The organism is Kosakonia beeri (assembly GCF_054165705.1).
In genome coordinates this window covers 4,552,326-4,574,008 of record NZ_CM135106.1, presented here as the reverse complement: position 1 = coordinate 4,574,008, position 21,683 = coordinate 4,552,326, and the positions used below count along the sequence as shown (strand labels likewise).

Below are 21,683 nucleotides of genomic sequence, written 5' to 3'. Positions count from 1 at the left end.
AATGGAGTGGAGTCTCACGCAGAATAAGCTGTTGGCCTTTCACCGGCTGATGCGTACGGACAAACCGATTGGGGCGTTGCTGCTGCTGTGGCCAACATTATGGGCGTTATGGGTTGCGACGCCGGGCTTGCCGCCGCTGTGGATTTTGCTGGTGTTTGTTGCGGGTGTCTGGCTGATGCGCGCAGCAGGGTGTGTGGTAAATGATTATGCGGACCGTAAATTTGATGGTCACGTAAAGCGGACGGCTAACCGCCCTTTACCCAGCGGTGATGTTACTGAGAATGAGGCACGAACGCTGTTCGTGGTACTGGTATTGCTGGCTTTCGCGCTGGTACTGACTCTGAATATGATGACGATCCTGCTGTCAGTTGCCGCGCTGGCGCTGGCCTGGGTCTATCCGTTTATGAAGCGCTATACGCACCTGCCTCAGGTGGTGCTGGGGGCAGCGTTTGGCTGGTCGATACCGATGGCATTTGCGGCTGTCAGCGAGTCGGTACCACTGAGCTGCTGGATTATGTTCCTTGCCAATATCTTGTGGGCGGTGGCTTACGACACGCAGTATGCGATGGTCGATCGGGATGACGATGTGAAAATCGGTATCAAGTCGACGGCGATCCTGTTTGGCCGTCATGACAAGCTGATCATCGGTATTTTACAGGTTGCGGTGATGATGCTGATGGCGACAGTGGGCTGGCTAAACGGGTTGGGCGGTATTTACTACGCATCGGTAGGGGTGGCGGGGGCATTGTTTGTGTATCAGCAGAAACTGATTGCGAACCGCGATCGCGATGCCTGCTTTAAAGCGTTTTTGAACAACAATTACGTTGGGCTGGTGCTGTTTTTAGGCCTGGCGTTAAGCTACCTGCTCTGATTTGTTCCCCTCTCCCTGGCAGGGAGAGGGGATCTTACCGTTACACGTCTGCCTGTGTTGCGCTCTCAATCGTCAAACGCACATCCGATGTAATCAGCTCCGCCAGCATCTGGTACACGCTGAGCGTCTGTGCCGGTTCCGCATCACCGGTATCACTGATATAGCCTTCGTCTCGCAGCGTCAGCACCAGCGTACTGAACACCGCCTTATCGAAGAACTCCGGCGCGTTAATGCCGTGCAGCACGGACAAACGCTGGGCCAGAGTACGGCTCTCTTTTTCCAGCGTGCTGCGGTTCATCGACGGATTGGCGCTCAGCAACCAGAAGGTGATGGCGTAGCGTTGCAGCGTTTCGCGGGCGCCTGCCGCCAGCAACTGCAGCGTGCGTGAGTGTGCCGGGTTGATACTCAGACGATCCTCTTTCAGCGTGATCAGCCCCTGACGTAACAGCTCCTGGGTCAGATTCTCCAGAACGCTCGCCAGTTCGGCTTTCTCCCAACGCAGGAACAATTCCGCTTTCAACATCGGATAAAGCTGCTCTACATGGCGCAGAATCTCACTTTGCGAAATTGCGCGATGCTGAGTGACAATCGCCGCCATCAGCGACGGCAACATCAACATATGCGCGATGTTGTTGCGGTAATAGGTCATCAGGACTGCCTGCTCGCGCGGCAGAATGATGATATCGCCGATGGTGTCTTTTTCGACTTCGAACTTGTTCATCTGCAACGCGTGATCGATAAGCTCGCTGGCGCTGGCAGAAGGGGCTGTTGAATCCGGTGAATAAGGTACATTGCGCAGCAAATCGAGATAGCAGGTCAATTGCTCGGTCAGTTGCTCACGTGTTAATGAACGCTGGCGAGAGGCCAATAACGCCGTGCAGCACAGGTTCATCGCGTTAGCCGCGCCGGCGTTGTTAATACGCACCATTAAGTCGGCCGCAATATTGTTCACCGTCGGGGTTAACCATGCCGGACGAATCGCTTCGATAGGATCAATAGACTCGCGCCACTCCGGTACATGATGGTTCAGGTAGTTCATCAGCGGGATCGGCTCGCCGAAGTTCACATAACCCTGGCCCAGGTTGCGCAGCTTACTCAGTCCACGCACCATCTGCACCAGGCTCTCTTTCTCTTTTGTCGCACCACGCAGCTCTTTAGCGTAGGTGCCCACTTCCATCACATGCTCATAACCGATATAGATTGGCACCAGCGTGATCGGGCGCGTGCCGCCGCGCAGCATCGCCTGAATGGTCATCGACAGTGTACCGGTTTTCGGATCCAGTAAACGCCCGGTACGCGAACGACCGCCCTCCACGAAGTACTCCACGGAGTAGCCACGACTGAACAGCTCGCCCAGATATTCGCGGAACACGGTGGAATAGAGCTTATTGCCCTTGAAGGTACGACGAATAAAGAACGCCCCCAGCCGACGGAAAATCGGCCCGGCTGGCCAGAAATTCAGGTTAATGCCTGCAGCAATGTGCGGCGGCACCAGTCCCTGATGGTAAAGCACATAGGACAGCAGCAAATAATCCATATGGCTTCGGTGGCAGGGTACATAGACAATTTCATGGCCATCATGAGCTAGCTGGCGCACACGCTCGGCGTTGTGCACGTTAATGCCCTGATAAAGGCGGTTCCAGGTAAAGCCGAGGATACGGTCTGTCAGACGGATCATCTCATACGAGAAGTTCGCCGCGACCTCTTCCATCAGGGCTATCGCGTTTTGCTGCGCTTTATCGTGTGAGATTTTCTTGCTGCGCGCTTCGTCTTCAACTGCCCTGGCAATCGCTTTGGATGAAAGCAGCTTATTAAACAGATCCTGACGGGCAGGCAGGCGCGGCCCTACAGCGGCCAGACGCTGGCGGGCAAAGTGCATACGGGCGACACGTGCCAGTTTCTGCGCGATAATTTTGTCTGTGCCGTGTTCAGTCGCCATGCGACGCAGGGAAACTGGCGGCGAGAAGCGCACAAAGCTGTCGCGACCCAGCCAGGAGACAGCGAAGAATTTCTGAATGCCGTTAAGCATGCGCAACGGCGGATTCACCTCACCTTTTTCACGCCCAGGCGAGCGGCCAAACATCACCGACACAGGCACCATTTGCACATCCAGGTCTGGATGGCTGCGGTGTAAATCCAGATAGTCGTGAAACAGTTTGATGGACTCTTCTTTCGGCGTGTAATAGGTGAATACACGCGGTCCGCCGTGAATGAACACGTAGCGCGGCAGGAGCGCGCCGTCGATTTCCAGCGGTTCCAGCGGGTCTGGCAACTCATGTGCCAGGCATTGTGCGCGGAGTGTCAGTAAGTCCGCCTTAGAGTTGTAAGGCAGCACGTACATGATGGGGCGTGACGTATCGAGACCCAGTTCCTGTGCAGGTTCTGCGGGGATCGATTTACTTTTTACCAGCACGCTTAATGGTAAATTCAGTAATTTGTAGTAAATTCGTGGCCAGCCGGACATAAAGGATGTAAAGCCTCTGGTTAATAGTGCCATTGCGCCGCAAAGAATATCAGAAAGCGCGCATAATTTCTGTTGTACCGCTGCGTGCTTACATAGACATTGACGCTCATTACATAAAAAGGTTCTTTTTCATGGCTAATAATACCACTGGATTAACCCGGATCATTAAAGCTGCCGGTTATTCCTGGAAAGGGGTGCGCGCTGCATGGGTAAATGAAGCGGCGTTTCGCCAGGAAGCGATTGCAGTGACGCTGGCCATTATTATCGCCTGCTGGCTTGATATTGACGCGATCACGCGCGTGTTACTGATTGGTTCGGTTTCTCTGGTGATGATTGTGGAAATCCTGAATAGTGCGATTGAAGCGGTCGTCGATCGAATTGGTACCGAATTCCATGAGCTTTCGGGGCGTGCGAAGGACATGGGCTCTGCCGCCGTGCTGATGTCTATCCTGTTGGCGCTGTTTACCTGGATCTCGTTGCTTTGGTCATATTTTCGATAATGCTTCCGGAATTCGTTAAGAGCCTGGTTTTTTGCTTAAATTTGGTTCCAAAATCGCCTTTAACTGTATATACTCACAGCATCACTGTATATACACCCAGGGGGCGGAATGAAAGCTTTAACGGCCAGGCAGCAAGAGGTGTTCGATCTCATCCGCGAACGCATCAATCAAACCGGTATGCCACCGACGCGTGCGGAAATCGCACAACAATTGGGGTTCCGTTCCCCAAATGCGGCTGAAGAACACCTCAAAGCGCTTGCGCGTAAAGGGGTAATTGAAATAGTTTCCGGCGCATCGCGCGGTCTTCGCCTGCTGCTCGGAGAAGAAGAAGATCAAGGTTTGCCGCTGGTCGGGCGTGTTGCTGCGGGCGAACCGTTACTGGCACAGCAGCATATTGAAGGTCACTATCAGGTTGATCCCTCACTTTTTAAACCGCATGCGGACTTCTTGTTGCGCGTTAGCGGGATGTCGATGAAAGACATTGGCATTATGGATGGCGACCTGTTGGCCGTGCATAAAACGCAGGATGTGCGTAACGGCCAGGTTGTGGTGGCGCGTATTGAAGACGAAGTCACGGTAAAACGCCTCAAAAAACACGGTAACACCGTAGAATTGTTACCGGAAAACAGCGAATTCACCCCAATTGTGGTTGACCTGCGCGATCAAAACTTCACCATTGAAGGTCTGGCGGTCGGTGTCATTCGCAATGGGCAGTGGCTGTAACGCCCCGCTTATGTGCTGCGGTGCTGTTATACGCTCCGCAGCGTAAAACCTTTCTCCCCGACTGATTCCTACACGGCTATGTCATTGTTAAGTGCCTCCGATAAAGCGCTATGGCGACTTGCGCTGCCGATGATCGTCTCCAATATCACTGTCCCGCTGTTGGGGCTGGTGGATACAGCAGTGATCGGTCATCTCGACAGCCCTGTCTATCTTGGCGGTGTGGCGATTGGCGCAACGGCAACCAGTTTTCTGTTTATGCTGCTGTTGTTTCTGCGCATGAGCACGACCGGCCTTACAGCACAGGCGTTTGGTGCCCGTGACACTTCTGCACTGGCCCGCGCACTGATCCAGCCACTGCTGCTGGCTCTGGTCGTCGGTGTGCTAATTGCCATGCTGCGTACGCCGTTAATCGATCTTGCATTGCACATCACTGGTGGCAGTGAGGCTGTACTGGAACAGGCGCGGCGCTTCCTGGAGATCCGGTGGCTAAGCGCGCCGGCATCGCTGGGTAATCTGGTACTGCTGGGGTGGTTGTTAGGCGTGCAGTATGCTCGTGCTCCGGTGATATTGCTGGTGGTGGGCAATGCGCTGAACATTGTGCTTGATGTCTGGCTGGTGATGGGGCTGCACATGAATGTGCAGGGCGCAGCGCTGGCAACCGCGGTCGCGGAATATGCGACATTTGTCATTGGGTTGCTTATGGCGCGGCGCGTACTGATTATGCATGGCATAACGATTCCGATGCTGCGCCAGGCCTGGCGTGGTGGTGTCAGGCGGTTACTGTCGCTAAATCGCGATATTATGCTGCGCTCTTTACTGCTCCAGCTCTGTTTTGGCTCCATTACCGTTTTTGGTGCGCGGCTGGGGCCCGAGACGGTGGCGGCGAATGCCGTGCTGATGATGTTTTTGACCTTCACTGCCTACGCGCTGGATGGCTTCGCTTACGCAGTAGAAGCCCATTCCGGGCAGGCGTACGGAGCCAGAGACGGTAGCCAGTTAATGCATGTCTGGCATGCGGCTTGCCGTCAGGCCGGTTTGGTAGCGCTGGCTTTTGCGATGTTCTATGCGCTGGCAGGGAAGCACCTCATTGCACTGCTGACCTCGCTGCCCGCGTTGCAACAATTGGCCGGGCTCTATCTGTTCTGGCAGGTGATCCTGCCGGTGGTCGGCGTGTGGTGTTATCTGCTGGATGGCATGTTTGTCGGCGCGACGCGAGGAGCGGAGATGCGAAACAGTATGGCTGTTGCTGCCGCAGGGTTTGCCCTGACGCTGCTGACCCTCCCCGTGCTGGGTAATCATGCTCTGTGGTTATCGCTGGCGGTGTTTCTGGCGCTACGTGGGCTAACACTGGCGTGGCTGTGGCGGCGTCACTGGCGCAACGGCAGCTGGTTTTCTGACACTAGGCATTCCTGACAGCGCTTATCGCTCTTTATTCTCCTCGATTTTTAATAATGACTCTCGCCTCGTTTCCACTGTCCGGAATGCCCTGGATGGTTAAAGATTCCGAATGTATCCCGAAGGTCGATATTCCTGACTACAATTATCAGTACGTTCAACACAACGAGAACGTAACTTTTAACCGAACGATAAGGAGTCAATGATGAATAAAGACGAAGTCGGCGGTAACTGGAAACAGTTTAAAGGTACTGTTAAAGAGAAATGGGGCAAACTTACCGATGACGATATGACCGTCATTGAAGGTAAACGTGATCAACTGGTTGGGAAAATCCAGGAACGTTACGGTTACGCGAAAGACCAGGCCGAGAATGAAGTGAAAGACTGGGAAACGCGTAACGATTATCGCTGGTAGCCGACAACACTGACCCTCAATGTGTTAACCCTCTGACGGCTCCTGCCCAACGGTACATGGATGTACCTCCCAGCTTTTGGTGAACTCAGAACATTCAGAGTATCATCCCGTTATTAATCTAAGATCGCGCTTAGCGTGGTTTTCTCTTCACCATTATGCTGTGATCATGATGACAATGATCGGGATGACGGCAGGATTCTACTTCCACACAGGCCGCACATAAGCCATGTGCTTCCAGAACATTGTGACGCAGTGCAAAGCCCATCTTTGCCGCCAGTGCGTGCATAATATCCTCAACGCCCTCCGCCTGTTCCTCTTTCACAGACCCGCAGCGATCGCAAATGAACATAGCAGACGTATGTGTGGGTTGATCGAACAAATGGCACAGTACATAGCTGTTGGTCGATTCGACTTTATGAACAAACCCTTGCTCCAGCAGGAAATCCAGCGCCCGGTAAACCGTCGGCGGTTTAGCCTGCGGCTCGTTCACGCGCAGCAAATCGAGCAGATCGTAAGCGCTGATCGCCCCCTGTTGCAGGCTCATTAATCGCAGCACTTCAAGGCGCTGAGGGGTCAGGCGCACGTTGCGCTGCGCGCACAGCTTTTCAGCCTGCACTAACATCTCTTGCGAAGTGGTGTTGTCCATAGGCGCTCTCAGTTGGTAAAACAATAAACCGCTACTTTACCATGTTCGGCGGTAAACGCCGAGATCGCGACCTGGGATCTCTTTTTCGCCAATATATTCACGAAACTTCTACCTTCTTCTATAAATAAATAGTGTCGTTAATCACAAAAATAACTTCTGCATGTTTCTCTTACATTCAGAAGATTTAGCTACTTTTTCCTCTGTTATTCGCAGCAATAGAGCATTCCTGTTTAGCAAATACTAATCAGGCTTAAAAAAACTCATTCTGACTACGAGACGCATACTGTGAAAAAAAATCTCAAACTTTCGGTGGTCGCTTTAGCTGTCTCCTTTTTTGTGGCAAATCAGGCGGGAGCAGCCAATACCTGGGCGGAAGCGCGTAACGATGCAATGGGGGGGACGGGTGTTGCCTCCGCAAATTATGGCAGTGGGGTATTGATCAACCCGGCATTGCTCGCAAAAGCAAAACCGGAAGATGACATCACCGTTATCCTGCCGAGTGTACAGGCGCAGATCACGGATAAAGATAACCTGCGCGATGAGATCGATGATATCCGCGACAAGATTGATGGCTATCGTGATGTCGTTGATAACCTGACGGCGGCGCAGGTCATTGCCAACCCGCTCGGTACCGTGGGCCAGTTCCAGAGCGCCGCGAAAGACCTGGCAGACGAGCTGACTTTCCTGGATGGGAAAACGGCGCGGGCAAAAGCGGCAGCGGGTATCGCGGTGAGTATCCCGAATGATGTGCTCTCGGTCGCGTTTGTCACTAAAGCCTACGCGCATGCGATCGTGAGCACGGCGGTAGATCAGCAGGATATTACCTATCTGCGCGGCATTCAGAACAATACGGTTACCGCTACGACCGAAGCGTTAAACGCGGTGATTTCACCGAACGGCAGCGATGAAATCACTAAAAACCTCAACTCCACAGCGTCAGGCCGTGCGGCTATCGTCTCTGATTACGGGATTGCCATCGCGCGTCAGTTTGAAGTCGCCGGTGTGCCTTTGTCGCTCGGCGTCACGCCAAAGCTGCAAAAAACCTGGGTCTGGAACTACACCACCTCAATTTATGACTATCGCAGCAGCGAGTGGCGCAACAGCCGTTACCGTACCGATGACAGCGGCTTTAACGTCGATGTGGGTGCCGCAGCGGACTTTGGCGACAACGTTACCGTCGGGTTAACCGGCACGAACCTGATCTCCCGTGATATCGACACCAAAGATGTACTGATCCGTAATGGCAGAACCGGCAATACGGTAAATTACAAAGATACCTACCAGATCAGCCCGGTAGTAACAGCGGGTGTGGCCTGGCATAACGATCTCGTGACCCTGAGTGCGGATGGTGACTTAACCGAAACCAAAGGCTTTAAGAGCGAGAAAGACTCTCAGTATGTCGGCGTAGGTGGTGAAGTTCGCCCGCTGAGCTGGCTGGCAGTACGCGCCGGTTATCGTGCTGATGTGAAAGGCGATGACAAAAACGTCTTCACTGGCGGTGTTGGCTTTGCTCCGTTTAACCGTGTCCATGTCGATCTGATGGGGCTGGTGGGCGAAGATAAAACCTGGGGTGCGGGCGCACAGCTGAGCCTGACATTCTGATGAATAACCGGAGGCGCTGCGCCTCCGGTTTTGCTTGTGCTATAGTAGCGCCCCTTTTTCCTTCGATGCTTAATTATTCGCCATGTTGCCAGAAAAACAGTCCGCTACTTTCCCTGCTCATCGCTTCTCTATTGCGCCGATGCTCGACTGGACGGACAGACATTGCCGTTACTTTCTGCGTTTGCTGTCGCGCCAGACGTTGCTGTACACCGAAATGGTGACTACCGGGGCGATAATTCATGGCAAAGGCGACTATCTGGCGTACAGCGAAGAAGAGCATCCGGTAGCCCTGCAGCTTGGCGGCAGTGATCCGGCGCAGCTGGCGCATTGTGCAAAACTTGCTGAAGCGCGCGGCTATGATGAGGTTAACCTTAACGTTGGCTGCCCGTCTGATCGTGTGCAAAACGGGCGCTTTGGTGCCTGCTTAATGGGCGAAGCGCAGCTGGTGGCAGACTGCATTAAAGCCATGCGTGACGTGGTGTCTATTCCCGTTACCGTAAAAACACGCATTGGTATTGACGATCAAGACAGCTATGCCTTCCTCTGCGACTTTATCGGTACGGTTGCCGGTAAAGGCGAGTGCTCCTCCTTTATTATCCATGCGCGCAAAGCCTGGCTTTCCGGACTGAGTCCGAAGGAGAACCGCGAAATTCCGCCGCTGGATTACCCACGCGTATACCAGTTGAAGCGAGATTTTCCGCATCTGACAATGTCGATCAACGGCGGTATTAAATCTCTGGCAGAGGCTAAAACGCATCTGCAACACATGGATGGGGTAATGGTAGGGCGCGAAGCCTACCAAAACCCGGGGATACTGGCGTCGGTTGATCGCGAGATTTTCGGTGCAGACGTGATCGATGCCGATCCGGTTGCCGTCGTGCGTGCTATGTATCCTTATATTGAGCGTGAACTGAGCCAGGGGGCATACCTCGGTCATATCACGCGTCATATGTTGGGGCTATTCCAGGGGATCCCGGGTGCTCGCCAGTGGCGACGCTATCTGAGTGAAAACGCCCATAAAGCTGGAGCAGACATTACTGTTGTTGAGCACGCACTGAATCTGGTCGCCTCAAAGCGATAAAATTCACTACATTCTCGTCAAATTCACCACATCCCGCGCCGCTGTGCGGGATTTTTTGTTTATTAATCAACTAACTCGTTTTGGCATGTTTCTTGAAATAGCAAAGCAAACGATCTATTTCCAGGAGAGCGCCATGTTGGAACTGTTATTTATTATCGGCTTTTTTGTCATGTTACTGGTGACCGGCGTTTCGCTGCTGGGCATCATCGTCGCGCTGTTGGTGGCGACGGCAGTGATGTTTCTCGGTGGGCTTTTTGCGCTGATGATCAAAATGTTGCCATGGTTGTTGCTGGCGATTGCGGTTGTCTGGGTGATCCGCGCGATTAAAGAGCCGAAGCTCCCACGTTATCAACGCAATAACCGTTGGCGTTACTAAAGTATTGAGTGGTGCGTCACATCCCTGAAACATTTACAGGCGCATCGCTTAGAACCGCATAGGATTTACTTATCAAATCTGTCACTATCGCGACGTTAACGAATTCATCGCGCTGTACCCTACACTACAGCCGAACTAAAAAAAGAAAGGGCTTCCCGCGGGAAGCCCTAATTCTTTCTGCTACATAGCTCAGGGGATCAACAGGCTGGAACCTTGAGTTGCACGGCTCTCCAGCACCTCATGTGCGCGCTGCGCATGCTCCAGCGCAAACTTCTGGCTTTCTGCAACATCCACTTTAATCACGCCGCTGGCAATCAGGGAAAACAACTCATTGCTGGCTTCCTGCAACTCTTCGCGGGTCGTGATATAGCCATTCAACGACGGGCGGGTCACATACAGTGAGCCTTTCTGGTTGAGAATACCGATATTCACGCCAGTCACCGGGCCGGAAGCATTGCCAAAACTGACCATCAGCCCACGACGGCGCAGGCAGTCGAGGGAGGTTTCCCAGGTGTCTTTGCCGACGGAGTCGTAAACCACGCCCACTTTTTTGCCGCCGGTGATCTCCTTAACGCGCTCTACCACATTTTCTTCGCTGTAGTTGATCACCTGCCAGGCGCCAGCTTGCAACGCGCGCTGCGCTTTATGCGCTGAGCCGACGGTACCAATGAGTTTTGCGCCCAGCGCTTTCGCCCACTGGCAGGCGATAAGCCCGACGCCGCCCGCCGCCGCATGGAACAGAAACACTTCGTCGGGTTTGATTTCCCAGGTTTTACGCAACAGATAAAAGACCGTTAATCCTTTCAGGTAAGAGGCTGCAGCCTGCTCAAACGAGATGGGATTAGGCAGGATTGCCGCTTTATCGGCAACCACGTTGTGCACTGAACTGTAGGCACCCAGCCCTGATTGCGCATACACCACGCGATCGCCCGCTTTAATGTGTGTGACGGCACTTCCCACTTTGCTGACAATGCCCGCCGCTTCGGTGCCCAGGCCACTCGGTAAGGCCGGAGGCGGGTACAAACCGCTACGGATATAGGTGTCGATGTAGTTAATGCCAATGGCTTTGTTTTCGACCTGGATTTCGTGTTCCGCCGGATCCGCTGGGGTAAACTCTACCGCTTTCAGTACATCGGGGCCGCCATGCTTGTGAAATTCTATTCGTGTCGCCATGCTTCCTCCTGAACTCAGTGCTGTGATAATCTTTCGAACCATTCATTACCTTGGTAGCTCCATTCACTATGGCAGGAAATAAACCCTTCAACAAACAGACTGAGCCCCGTGATTTCCAGGTCGAGGGGATGAAAGTGCCTCCGCATTCCATCGAAGCGGAGCAGTCGGTGTTGGGCGGTTTAATGCTGGACAACGAACGTTGGGACGATGTCGCCGAGCGCGTTGTTGCCGACGATTTTTATACCCGCCCGCACCGCCATATTTTTACTGAGATGCACCGCCTGCAGGAGATGGGTAAACCCATCGACCTCATTACCCTGGCGGAGTCTTTGGAGCTACAGGGGCAGTTAGACATTGTGGGCGGTTTTGCCTACCTGGCGGAGCTGTCCAAAAATACGCCAAGTGCAGCGAATATTAGCGCTTATGCTGACATCGTGCGCGAACGTGCGGTTGTCCGTGAGATGATCGCTGTGGCGAATGAAATCGCCAGCGCCGGCTTTGATCCGCAGGGGCGTACCAGTGAAGACTTGCTCGATCTGGCAGAGTCTCGGGTATTTAAAATCGCCGAAAGCCGCGCCAATAAAGACGAAGGCCCGAAAAATATCGCTGACGTACTGGAAGCGACCGTAGCGCGTATTGAGCTACTTTTTCAGCAACCGCACGATGGCGTGACCGGGGTGAACACCGGGTACGATGATCTCAATAAAAAAACAGCCGGTTTGCAGCCGTCGGATCTGATTATCGTTGCCGCGCGTCCATCGATGGGGAAAACGACCTTTGCCATGAACCTCGTCGAAAACGCGGCCATGTTGCAGGATAAACCGGTCCTGATCTTCAGTCTTGAGATGCCCTCCGAACAGATTATGATGCGTTCTCTGGCTTCACTGTCGCGTGTCGATCAGACGCGTATTCGTACCGGCCAACTGGATGATGAAGACTGGGCGCGCATTTCCGGCACCATGGGGATCCTGCTGGAAAAACGCAATATCTATATTGATGACTCCTCCGGCCTGACGCCGACGGAAGTGCGCTCCCGTGCGCGGCGTATTGCCCGCGAACATGGCGGCATTGGGCTTATTATGATCGACTACCTTCAGCTCATGCGCGTTCCGTCATTGTCGGACAACCGTACACTGGAAATCGCCGAAATCTCCCGATCGTTGAAAGCGCTGGCGAAAGAGTTGCAAGTGCCCGTCGTTGCGCTGTCGCAGCTTAACCGTTCACTTGAACAGCGCGCCGACAAACGACCGGTAAACTCCGACTTGCGTGAATCCGGCTCCATTGAGCAGGATGCCGACTTAATCATGTTTATCTACCGTGATGAGGTTTATCACGAAAACAGTGACTTAAAAGGCATTGCGGAAATCATTATTGGTAAGCAGCGTAACGGCCCTATCGGGACGGTACGTCTGACATTTAACGGGCAATGGTCGCGTTTTGATAATTATGCGGGGCCGCAATACGATGACGAATAATGGTTCTTCATCTTTTGTGCCGCAGGGGCGTTGACTACGCCAGCTCACCCCGGCCTCATAGCTGCCGGACATTCTGTTATTAAGGAAAAAAATGCAAGCGGCAACCGTAGTAGTGAATCGCCGCGCTCTGCGACACAATCTGCAACGTCTACGCGAACTGGCTCCTGCCAGCCGACTGGTTGCGGTCGTGAAAGCGAACGCCTATGGACACGGTCTTGTTGAGACCGCGCGAACGCTCCCTGATGCTGACGCTTTTGGCGTCTCCCGTCTCGAAGAAGCCCTTGAACTGCGTGCGGGGGGGATCACCCAGCCGATCCTATTGCTGGAGGGGTTCTTCTCGGCGGAGGATTTGCCTCTGGTGGCTGACCACCACCTGCAGACGATTATCCACAGCGTCGAACAACTGGCGGCACTGGAAAGCGCCACCCTCAGCGAACCGGTAACGGTATGGATGAAACTTGATACCGGCATGCATCGCCTGGGCGTGCATCCCCACGAAGCCGACGCGTTTTATACCCGGTTGTCGCAATGCAAAAATGTCCGCCTGCCGGTGAATGTTGCCAGCCACTTTGCCCGTGCTGATGAGCCGGAGTGTGGTGCGACAGAACGCCAGTTAGATCTCTTCACGACCTTTACGGACGGTAAACCCGGTTTACGCAGCATTGCGGCCTCCGGCGGTACGCTGCTGTTTCCGCAATCGCACTTCGACTGGGTTCGTCCTGGCATTATCCTCTACGGTGTTTCGCCGCTGGGGGGGCACTCCCGTGGGGCCGATTTTGGTTTCCAGCCGGTAATGACGCTAACGTCAAAGCTGATTGCCGTGCGCGAGCATAAAGCGGGCGATCCTGTTGGCTACGGGGGAACGTGGCAGAGCCCGCGAGACACCCGCCTGGGCGTGGTCGCCATGGGTTACGGCGACGGTTACCCGCGGGCAGCACCTTCGGGGACGCCCGTACTGATAAATGGTCGCGAAGTGCCCATCGTTGGGCGTGTGGCAATGGATATGATTTGCGTTGATTTGGGGCCGCAGGCGCAGGACCGCGCCGGGGATGAAGTGATGCTCTGGGGAGAAGGGCTGCCCGTTGAGCGCATCGCAGACGTCACGAATGTGAGTGCTTACGAACTTATTACTCGCCTGACGACCAGGGCGACACTGAAATACCTCGATTAAAAGGAACGCCGCGTGTCACCGATGGAAATTGCCGCCTGCCTGGCGTATGCCCTCTCTGTATGGCTTGCCGCCCGCAACAATATGCACACCTGGTGGACAGGGATCATCGGTTGTGTGCTGTATGGCTGGGTGTTTTACTCCGTGCAGTTGTATGCCGACGTCACGCTGCAACTGTTCTTTATTGCCAGCAGTATCGCCGGATGGATCAACTGGCTGAAAGGTAATCATGGCCATGAACTGGCCGTACGCAAAACGCCTTTCAGTCACCTGTTGCCAATGTTTGCTGGTGCGCTGGTGGTGGCCGCAGGATATGCCTGGTTGTTGCACCGTTTTACCAATGCGTGGTCGCCGTGGCTGGACTCCACCATTATGGTGTTCAGCGTACTGGCGCAGTTTATGCTGATGGGGCGTCGGCTGGAGAGCTGGTACTTTTGGCTGCTGGTCAACACTATCGCCGTTCCGCTCTATGCCGCACGCGACTTGTGGCTAACCGCCGGGTTGTATCTTGTGTTCTGGTGTAATGCCTGGCATGGGTTGTACCAGTGGCGTAAGGCGCTGGCGGCACGATGAAGCGCTTCGCCAGCGGGCTGGTGGTCGGTAAATTTGCGCCCTTGCATTGTGGGCATGAGCGGCTAATCAATGCTGCGCTGGCGCAGTGTGAGCGTGTCTGGCTGATCAGTTATTCGCAGCCAGAACTGCCCGGTTGTGAACCCGACAAACGCGAACACTGGCTGCAAGCGCGATTCCCGCAGTGCGGGGTTGTCGTGCTGACGCCTGAGCGCGTAACGTCCTGGGGACTGGGCGCGTTACCGCATAACGACGCACCAGACTCCCTCCATCGGCACTATATGGCCGATCTCTGTTTGCAGGTGCTGCGCTGCCGCCCGCAGGCAGTCTTCACGGCTGAAGCGTATGGTGAAGGGTTTGCGCAGGTACTCAGTGAGCGTTTTGCACAGCCTGTAACACATGTGCGTTTGCAGCGTGAGCAGGGCGCACACGCGCCGTCCGGCACGCTGATCCGCGGCGATGTTCATCGCTGGCGTCAGATGTTGTCGCCGGTGGTGTACCGTGATTTTGTAAAGCGTATTTGCCTGCTTGGCGGGGAATCCACCGGTAAAAGTACGCTCAGCGCAGCACTGGCCCAGGCGCTTGGCACTGCTTTTGTTGCGGAGTACGGACGTGAGCGTTGGGAAGAAAAAGGCGGTGAACTGGCGTATGACGATATGCTGCCGATTGCGCAAACCCAGGTTGCCCGTGAAGACAACGCCGATGCCGTGCGCTGGCTGGTGTGCGATACCTCGCCGCTGACGACGTTATTTTATACGTTGGAGATGTTCGGCAAAGCGCCTGATGCACTCTTTACGCTGGCGCAGCGGTCCTATCATCTGGTGGTGCTTTGCGAGGATGATTTTCCCTTTGTTCAGGATGGCACGCGCCAGGATGAGACCTTCCGCCAGCGCCAGCAGGCCTGGTATGTGGAACAGCTGACGCAGCGCGGCGTACCTTTTATGCGGGTACGGGGTTCTGTCAGCCAGCGCGTAGCGCAAATTCTCGCCGTGGCAGGCAGCTGACGCGCTTATTTTTTGTTGCCGCCAGCACTCCTCTCGACCTTGCTGAACTTCCAGTTTATTGTGGTGGTTCCTGCCTACTGTAAACCTGGAGAATACACGCGTGTTTCAGAAAGTTGACGCCTATGCTGGCGATCCGATCCTCTCGCTCATGGAGCGTTTCAAAGAAGATCCGCGTAGCGACAAAGTAAACCTCAGCATCGGGCTGTATTACAACGAAGATGGCATCATTCCGCGCTTACAAGCCGTGGCTGAAGCGGAAGCCCGCCTTAATGCACAGCCGCATGGCGCTTCACTTTACCTGCCGATGGAAGGGCTGAACAGCTACCGCCACGCTATCGCTCCGCTGCTGTTCGGCGCGGATCATCCGGTACTGGCGCAAAAACGCGTCGCCACCGTGCAGACGCTGGGAGGCTCCGGCGCACTGAAAGTGGGCGCAGATTTTCTGAAACGTTACTTCCCGGACTCCGCAGTATGGGTCAGTGATCCAACATGGGAGAACCACATCGCCATTTTTGAAGGCGCCGGGTTCGTAGTGAGCACTTACCCTTGGTACGATGAAGTCACCAATGGTGTGCGTTTCGACGCGTTCCTGGAAAAGCTGAACACGCTGCCGGAACAAAGCATCGTCCTGCTTCACCCTTGTTGCCACAATCCTACTGGCGCGGATTTGACCCACGCGCAATGGGATGAGGTGGTGTCGGTGGCAAAAGCGCGCAATCTGATCCCGTTCCTCGATATTGCCTATCAGGGTTTTGGCGCAGGCATGGAAGACGATGCGTATGCCATCCGCGCGATGGCCCGTGCCGGGCTGCCTGCACTGGTGAGCAACTCTTTCTCGAAGATTTTTTCTCTCTATGGCGAGCGTGTTGGCGGTTTATCGGTGGTCTGCGAAGACGCGGAGGCGGCGGACCGTGTGCTTGGTCAATTAAAAGCAACGGTGCGCCGTAACTACTCCAGCCCGCCGAATTTTGGCGCGCAGCTGGTGGCGATGGTACTGAGCGATGCCGGTCTGAAAGCATCGTGGCTGGCGGAAGTGGAAGCCATGCGTACACGTATCCTGGCCATGCGTCAGGAACTGGTGAAGGTGCTGAAAGAGGCGGTGCCGGGCGGCAATTTTGACTACCTGCTCAAGCAGCGCGGTATGTTCAGCTACACTGGCCTGAGCGCAGCCCAGGTTGAAAGGTTGCGCGAAGAGTTTGGCGTCTATCTGGTCGCCAGCGGGCGTATTTGTGTTGCCGGGTTGAATGGCCGCAATGTGCATCGCGTTGCGCAGGCATTTGCCGCCGTAATGTAAGTGAATACTTACTTTTAGGCCCGATCCCCTGCTCCCGGCAGGGGATAATTTCCTCCCGTACTCTCTCATTCCTGTATTTATCCGCAGAAAATTCTTTGTTTCACCTGCCGCTGGGGTTATGGTCGGAAAGGCTTTTGACCATTCGCAACATTTATAAAATATAACGAACTGATAAATTAGGGATAAATATGCGAAAGTTCACACTCGCTCTCAGCGCCGCCTGCCTGTGGTTTAGCTTCGGCGGCGCGCTGGCATATGCCTCAGCGCCAACGCCTGCCAGCGAGGGCACCACTGTCGCAAAACTGGCTGAACAAGCCCCTGTTCACTGGGTCTCGGTTGCCCAAATCGAACGCTCGCTGGTCGAGCGCCCGCCGATGGCGGTCGGGTTTGATATTGATGACACCGTATTGTTTTCCAGTCCTGGCTTCTGGCGCGGTAAAAAAACCTGGTCACCCAACAGCGACGAATATCTACATAACCCGGCATTTTGGGAAAAGATGAACAATGGCTGGGATGAATTCAGCATTCCGAAAGAGGTCGCGCGTCAACTGATTGCCATGCACGTGAAGCGCGGCGACAGCATTTATTTCATTACCGGCCGCAGCGCGACAAAAACCGAAACGGTAACAAAAACACTGCAGGATGATTTTCTCATTCCTGCAGCGAATATGAACCCGGTGATCTTTGCGGGTGATCAGCCAGGGCAGAACAATAAAACCCAGTGGCTGAAGGCCAAACAGATCCGCATTTTCTACGGCGATTCCGACAGCGACATCACCGCTGCGCGCGAGAGCGAAGCCCGGCCAATCCGCGTATTACGCGCATCCAACTCCACTTATCGGCCTTTACCGCAGGCCGGTGCGCTGGGTGAAGAGGTGATCGTTAATTCCGATTATTGAACAGGCTTTACCTTTTGGCGAGATGCTGCACACTTAAAGCGTTTTCACTGTCGATTAAGGAACTGCCTATGTGGTACCAACAAACGCTTACGCTTGGTGCGAAGTCGCGCGGTTTTCACCTGGTCACTGAGGAGGTGCTGGGGCAAATCCGCGATGTTTCCCACGTGCGCGTTGGCTTATTACACCTGCTGCTTCAGCATACGTCGGCGTCTCTCACGCTTAATGAAAACTGCGATCCCACCGTGCGCCACGATATGGAACAGCATTTCCTGAAAGCCGTGCCGGACAATGCGCACTACGAGCATGATTACGAAGGGCCGGATGATATGCCATCGCATATTAAGTCCTCGGTGCTTGGCGTCTCGCTGTTGTTGCCGGTGCAAAACGGGAAGGTACAACTGGGTACATGGCAGGGGATTTGGCTGGGAGAGCATCGCATTCACGGCGGGGCACGGAAAATTATCGCGACGCTGCAAGGGGAATAAAAACCTGTCTTACTTTCTCCTGGCGCGCTTCTGTTGCCCGATCGCAACGTAACGCGAGCGCGTTTATGCAGCTGTTCTTGCCCGTTCCGCTATGTTTACTGTCCGGTAAGGGCACCCGGAGTGTCAGGATTTGTAACAATCGTCGATTTTTTCTTCAATGCACTACGCTTAAATAACCATTTCAGCCGTTCGCGGTAACGGGCCGCGGCATGACAAGGAAAAAAAGATGACAATCTCGGAGTTACTCCAATATTGCATGGCGAAAGCCGGGGCTGAGCAGAGCGTGCACAGTGACTGGAAAGCGACGCAGATCAAGGTCGCTGATGTGCTTTTCGCGATGGTGAAGGAGATCGAAGGTCGCCCGGCAGTGTCGTTAAAAACCAGCCCGGAATTAGCGGAACTGTTGCGCCAACAGCATGCGGATGTGCGCCCCAGTCGCCATTTAAATAAGGCTCACTGGAGCACGGTGTATCTTGATGGATCGTTACCGGATTCGCAGATTTACTATCTGGTGGATGCTTCCTATCAGCAGGCGATGGAATTGCTGCCTGAACCGCTCAGACAGCAATATACCGTGTGATTACTTCAGCATCGGCTTGAGGAATCGCGCCGTGTGCGAGGCTTCGCATTCGGCGACGGTTTCCGGCGTACCTGAGACAAGGATCTCTCCGCCGCCGCTACCACCTTCCGGCCCCAAATCGACAATCCAGTCCGCCGTTTTGATTACATCCAGGTTATGTTCAATCACCACAATGGTGTTGCCCTGATCCCGCAACTGGTGCAGCACGTCCAGCAATTGCTGAATGTCGGCAAAGTGCAGGCCGGTTGTCGGTTCATCGAGGATATAGAGCGTTTGCCCGGTGCCGCGCTTCGATAACTCGCGCGCCAGTTTCACGCGCTGTGCTTCACCGCCGGAAAGCGTGGTGGCGGACTGCCCAAGACGAATATACGTCAGGCCAACATCCATCAACGTTTGCAGTTTACGCGCCAGAGCCGGAACCGCATCGAAGAATTCACGGGCTTCTTCGATGGTCATATCCAGCACTTCGTGGATGGTCTTGCCTTTGTATTTGATCTCCAGCGTTTCGCGGTTATAGCGTTTGCCTTTGCACTGGTCGCACGGCACGTAGATATCCGGCAGGAAGTGCATCTCCACTTTGATGACCCCATCACCCTGGCAGGCTTCGCAGCGACCCCCGCGGACGTTGAAGCTGAAGCGACCCGGTGTATAACCCCGTGAACGGGACTCCGGTACACCGGCAAACAATTCGCGCACGGGCGTAAACACACCCGTGTAGGTTGCCGGGTTGGAACGTGGTGTACGACCAATCGGGCTCTGGTCAATATCGATTACCTTGTCGAAATGTTCCAGCCCCTGAATATCGCGGTAAGGCGCGGGTTCGGCGATGGTGGCGCCGTTCAACTGGCGCTGCGCGATGGGGAACAGCGTGTCGTTTATCAGCGTTGATTTACCGGAGCCAGAAACCCCGGTAATACAGGTAAACAGGCCTACAGGCAGCGTCAGCGTCACGTCTTTCAGGTTATTGCCGCGCGCCCCGGTCAGTTTCAGGACTTTTGCCGGATCGGCCGGCACACGCTGTTTGGGCACCTCAATTTTGCGCTTACCGCTCATGTACTGGCCGGTCAGCGATTCTGGTACGGCCATGATGGCGTCCAGGGGGCCTTCTGCGACAACCTGGCCGCCATGTACACCGGCGCCCGGCCCAATATCAATAACATGATCCGCTGCGCGAATAGCGTCTTCGTCATGCTCAACGACGATGACCGTATTGCCGAGATTACGTAAGTGAACCAGCGTGCCGAGCAGACGTTCATTATCGCGCTGGTGCAGACCGATGGAGGGCTCATCCAGCACGTACATCACTCCTACCAGACCTGCGCCAATCTGGCTCGCCAGACGAATACGCTGCGCCTCGCCGCCGGAAAGGGTTTCCGCCGAGCGGGACAGCGTCAGGTAATTCAGGCCGACGTTGACAAGAAACTTCAGACGGTCGCCAATCTCTTTCAGTACTTTTTCAGCGATTTTTGCCCGCTGGCCGGAAAGTTTCAGGTTGTTGAAGAAGTCCATCGCATGGCCAATACTCATGTCGGAGATGGCCGGCAGCGGGGTATTTTCGACAAAGACATGGCGTGCTTCGCGGCGCAGGCGTGTGCCTTCACACGAGGCGCATGGACGGTTGCTGATAAACTTCGCCAGCTCTTCGCGCACCGCACTGGATTCCGTCTCTTTATAGCGCCGCTCCATATTATGCAGCACGCCTTCAAACGGGTGTCGACGCACGGAGGTGTCCCCGCGATCGTTCATGTATTTGAATTCAATCGACTCTTTACCAGAACCAAACAGTATAACTTTCTGTACGTTGGCGCTCAGGCTGTCCCACGAGGCTTCCACGTCGAACTTGTAGTGCTCCGCGAGCGATTTGAGCATCTGGAAATAGTAGAAGTTGCGGCGATCCCAGCCGCGGATCGCACCGCCAGCCAGGGATAACTCCGGGTTCTGGATAACGCGGTCAGGATCGAAATATTGCTGTACGCCCAGGCCATCACAGGTCGGGCATGCCCCCGCCGGGTTATTAAATGAGAACAGGCGCGGCTCAAGCTCACGCATGCTGTAGCCGCAAATCGGGCAGGCGAAGTTGGCGGAAAAGAGCAATTCTTCTGCGGTCGGCTCATCCATATCGGCAACCACGGCCGTACCGCCGGAAAGCTCCAGCGCAGTTTCAAACGATTCCGCCAGGCGCTGCGCCAGATCGCTACGCACCTTGAAGCGGTCAATCACTACTTCGATAGTGTGTTTCTTTTGCAGTTCCAGTTGCGGCGGATCGGACAGATCGCAGACTTCACCGTCGATACGGGCGCGGATATAGCCCTGGCTGGCAAGGTTTTCCAGCGTTTTGGTGTGCTCGCCTTTACGTTCTTTGATCACCGGCGCCAACAGCATCAGGCGCTTGCCTTCCGGTTGTGACAGGACGTTATCCACCATCTGGCTGACGGTTTGCGCCGCCAGCGGCACGTCGTGATCCGGGCAGCGTGGTTCACCAACACGGGCGAACAGCAGACGCAGATAATCGTGGATTTCTGTAATGGTACCGACGGTCGAGCGTGGGTTATGCGAGGTTGACTTCTGCTCAATGGAGATAGCAGGCGACAGGCCTTCAATGTGGTCGACGTCCGGTTTTTCCATCAGCGACAAAAACTGGCGTGCATATGCGGAAAGCGACTCAACATAACGGCGCTGCCCTTCTGCATAAAGCGTGTCAAAAGCCAGCGAGGACTTGCCAGAACCCGAAAGCCCGGTGACAACGATCAGTTTGTCGCGAGGGATGACGAGGTTGATGTTTTTGAGATTATGGGTGCGGGCGCCCCGTACTTCTATCTTATCCAATCCATTCACCTTTTACCCGGAGGAACACTTTTTGCCCGGTGTGTTTGAAGGACAACCGGCGGTCTGAAACGGCTAATTATGACACAATTTAACCTGAATGAATATACAGTATTCACATGCATGTTCCGTGCAAGTA

Annotated in this window: 20 protein-coding genes; 16 read left to right on the top strand and 4 right to left on the bottom strand. The window is 54.6% G+C overall.

Annotation, left to right across the window (positions count from 1 at the left end; genetic code table 11):
* Position 1: 1 nt before the first annotated feature.
* The gene (gene ubiA, locus ACUY4S_RS21650) at positions 2-871 is read left to right on the top strand and encodes a 4-hydroxybenzoate octaprenyltransferase (RefSeq protein WP_312690438.1); all 870 of its coding nucleotides are present in this window, start codon (positions 2-4) and stop codon (positions 869-871) included.
* 40 nt (positions 872-911) lie between these two features.
* On the opposite strand, the gene plsB is transcribed toward ubiA, so the two are convergent.
* On the bottom strand, positions 912-3,335 hold the full coding sequence (gene plsB, locus ACUY4S_RS21645) for a glycerol-3-phosphate 1-O-acyltransferase PlsB (RefSeq protein WP_312690436.1): 2,424 nt from the start codon (positions 3,333-3,335) through the stop codon (positions 912-914).
* Between the two features lie 131 nt (positions 3,336-3,466).
* Between plsB and ACUY4S_RS21640 the strand changes: the two genes are divergently transcribed.
* The 4 genes from ACUY4S_RS21640 to ACUY4S_RS21625 all read left to right on the top strand — a co-directional run bounded on the left by ACUY4S_RS21640 (position 3,467) and on the right by ACUY4S_RS21625 (position 6,368).
* Positions 3,467-3,835, top strand: coding sequence for a diacylglycerol kinase (locus ACUY4S_RS21640; RefSeq protein ID WP_312690434.1), 369 nt, complete (start codon positions 3,467-3,469; stop codon positions 3,833-3,835).
* Between the two features lie 108 nt (positions 3,836-3,943).
* Positions 3,944-4,558: a transcriptional repressor LexA gene (gene lexA / locus ACUY4S_RS21635; RefSeq protein ID WP_312690432.1), complete on the top strand. Its 615-nt coding sequence runs from the start codon at positions 3,944-3,946 to the stop codon at positions 4,556-4,558.
* 78 nt (positions 4,559-4,636) lie between these two features.
* A complete protein-coding gene (gene dinF, locus ACUY4S_RS21630) occupies positions 4,637-5,971 on the top strand; it encodes an MATE family efflux transporter DinF (protein ID WP_458022775.1) in 1,335 nt (444 codons plus the stop codon).
* Positions 5,972-6,158: 187 nt separating this feature from the next.
* The gene (locus tag ACUY4S_RS21625; protein ID WP_312690516.1) at positions 6,159-6,368 is read left to right on the top strand and encodes a CsbD family protein; all 210 of its coding nucleotides are present in this window, start codon (positions 6,159-6,161) and stop codon (positions 6,366-6,368) included.
* Positions 6,369-6,498: 130 nt separating this feature from the next.
* On the opposite strand, the gene zur is transcribed toward ACUY4S_RS21625, so the two are convergent.
* Positions 6,499-7,014: a zinc uptake transcriptional repressor Zur gene (gene zur, locus ACUY4S_RS21620; RefSeq protein WP_312690428.1), complete on the bottom strand. Its 516-nt coding sequence runs from the start codon at positions 7,012-7,014 to the stop codon at positions 6,499-6,501.
* A gap of 285 nt (positions 7,015-7,299) precedes the next feature.
* Here zur and ACUY4S_RS21615 point away from each other — a divergent pair, with 285 nt between their 5' ends.
* The 3 genes from ACUY4S_RS21615 (at position 7,300) to pspG (ending at position 10,073) form a co-directional block, all read left to right on the top strand.
* Positions 7,300-8,616, top strand: a complete 1,317-nt coding sequence (locus tag ACUY4S_RS21615; RefSeq protein ID WP_312690426.1) for a conjugal transfer protein TraF — start codon at positions 7,300-7,302, stop codon at positions 8,614-8,616.
* Between the two features lie 82 nt (positions 8,617-8,698).
* Complete coding sequence (gene dusA / locus ACUY4S_RS21610; protein ID WP_458022776.1) at positions 8,699-9,697, top strand: tRNA dihydrouridine(20/20a) synthase DusA; 999 nt, start codon at positions 8,699-8,701, stop codon at positions 9,695-9,697.
* 133 nt (positions 9,698-9,830) lie between these two features.
* Positions 9,831-10,073, top strand: a complete 243-nt coding sequence (pspG, locus tag ACUY4S_RS21605) for an envelope stress response protein PspG (protein WP_312690423.1) — start codon at positions 9,831-9,833, stop codon at positions 10,071-10,073.
* 189 nt (positions 10,074-10,262) lie between these two features.
* Here pspG and ACUY4S_RS21600 read toward each other — a convergent pair whose 3' ends face one another.
* On the bottom strand, positions 10,263-11,246 hold the full coding sequence (locus tag ACUY4S_RS21600; protein WP_312690422.1) for a quinone oxidoreductase: 984 nt from the start codon (positions 11,244-11,246) through the stop codon (positions 10,263-10,265).
* A 68-nt stretch (positions 11,247-11,314) separates the two neighbouring features.
* Here ACUY4S_RS21600 and dnaB point away from each other — a divergent pair, with 68 nt between their 5' ends.
* The 8 genes from dnaB (at position 11,315) to ACUY4S_RS21560 (ending at position 18,721) form a co-directional block, all read left to right on the top strand.
* Positions 11,315-12,721, top strand: a complete 1,407-nt coding sequence (gene dnaB, locus ACUY4S_RS21595; RefSeq protein WP_312690420.1) for a replicative DNA helicase — start codon at positions 11,315-11,317, stop codon at positions 12,719-12,721.
* Positions 12,722-12,812: 91 nt separating this feature from the next.
* Positions 12,813-13,892, top strand: coding sequence for an alanine racemase (alr, locus tag ACUY4S_RS21590; protein WP_312690418.1), 1,080 nt, complete (start codon positions 12,813-12,815; stop codon positions 13,890-13,892).
* Positions 13,893-13,904: 12 nt separating this feature from the next.
* A complete protein-coding gene (gene pnuC / locus ACUY4S_RS21585; protein ID WP_312690416.1) occupies positions 13,905-14,462 on the top strand; it encodes a nicotinamide riboside transporter PnuC in 558 nt (185 codons plus the stop codon).
* A complete protein-coding gene (locus ACUY4S_RS21580) occupies positions 14,459-15,463 on the top strand; it encodes an AAA family ATPase (RefSeq protein ID WP_312690415.1) in 1,005 nt (334 codons plus the stop codon). The genes pnuC and ACUY4S_RS21580 overlap by 4 nt, the downstream gene beginning before the upstream one ends.
* Before the next feature lie 100 nt (positions 15,464-15,563).
* Entirely contained in the window at positions 15,564-16,757 is a 1,194-nt protein-coding gene (gene tyrB / locus ACUY4S_RS21575; protein WP_312690413.1) for an aromatic amino acid transaminase, read from the top strand.
* 188 nt (positions 16,758-16,945) lie between these two features.
* Positions 16,946-17,656: an acid phosphatase AphA gene (gene aphA, locus ACUY4S_RS21570; protein ID WP_458022777.1), complete on the top strand. Its 711-nt coding sequence runs from the start codon at positions 16,946-16,948 to the stop codon at positions 17,654-17,656.
* 68 nt (positions 17,657-17,724) lie between these two features.
* Positions 17,725-18,141, top strand: coding sequence for a secondary thiamine-phosphate synthase enzyme YjbQ (locus ACUY4S_RS21565; protein WP_458022779.1), 417 nt, complete (start codon positions 17,725-17,727; stop codon positions 18,139-18,141).
* A 226-nt stretch (positions 18,142-18,367) separates the two neighbouring features.
* Entirely contained in the window at positions 18,368-18,721 is a 354-nt protein-coding gene (locus ACUY4S_RS21560) for an MmcQ/YjbR family DNA-binding protein (RefSeq protein ID WP_312690407.1), read from the top strand.
* Here ACUY4S_RS21560 and uvrA read toward each other — a convergent pair whose 3' ends face one another.
* On the bottom strand, positions 18,722-21,547 hold the full coding sequence (gene uvrA, locus ACUY4S_RS21555; RefSeq protein WP_312690406.1) for an excinuclease ABC subunit UvrA: 2,826 nt from the start codon (positions 21,545-21,547) through the stop codon (positions 18,722-18,724).
* Positions 21,548-21,683 lie beyond the last annotated feature (136 nt).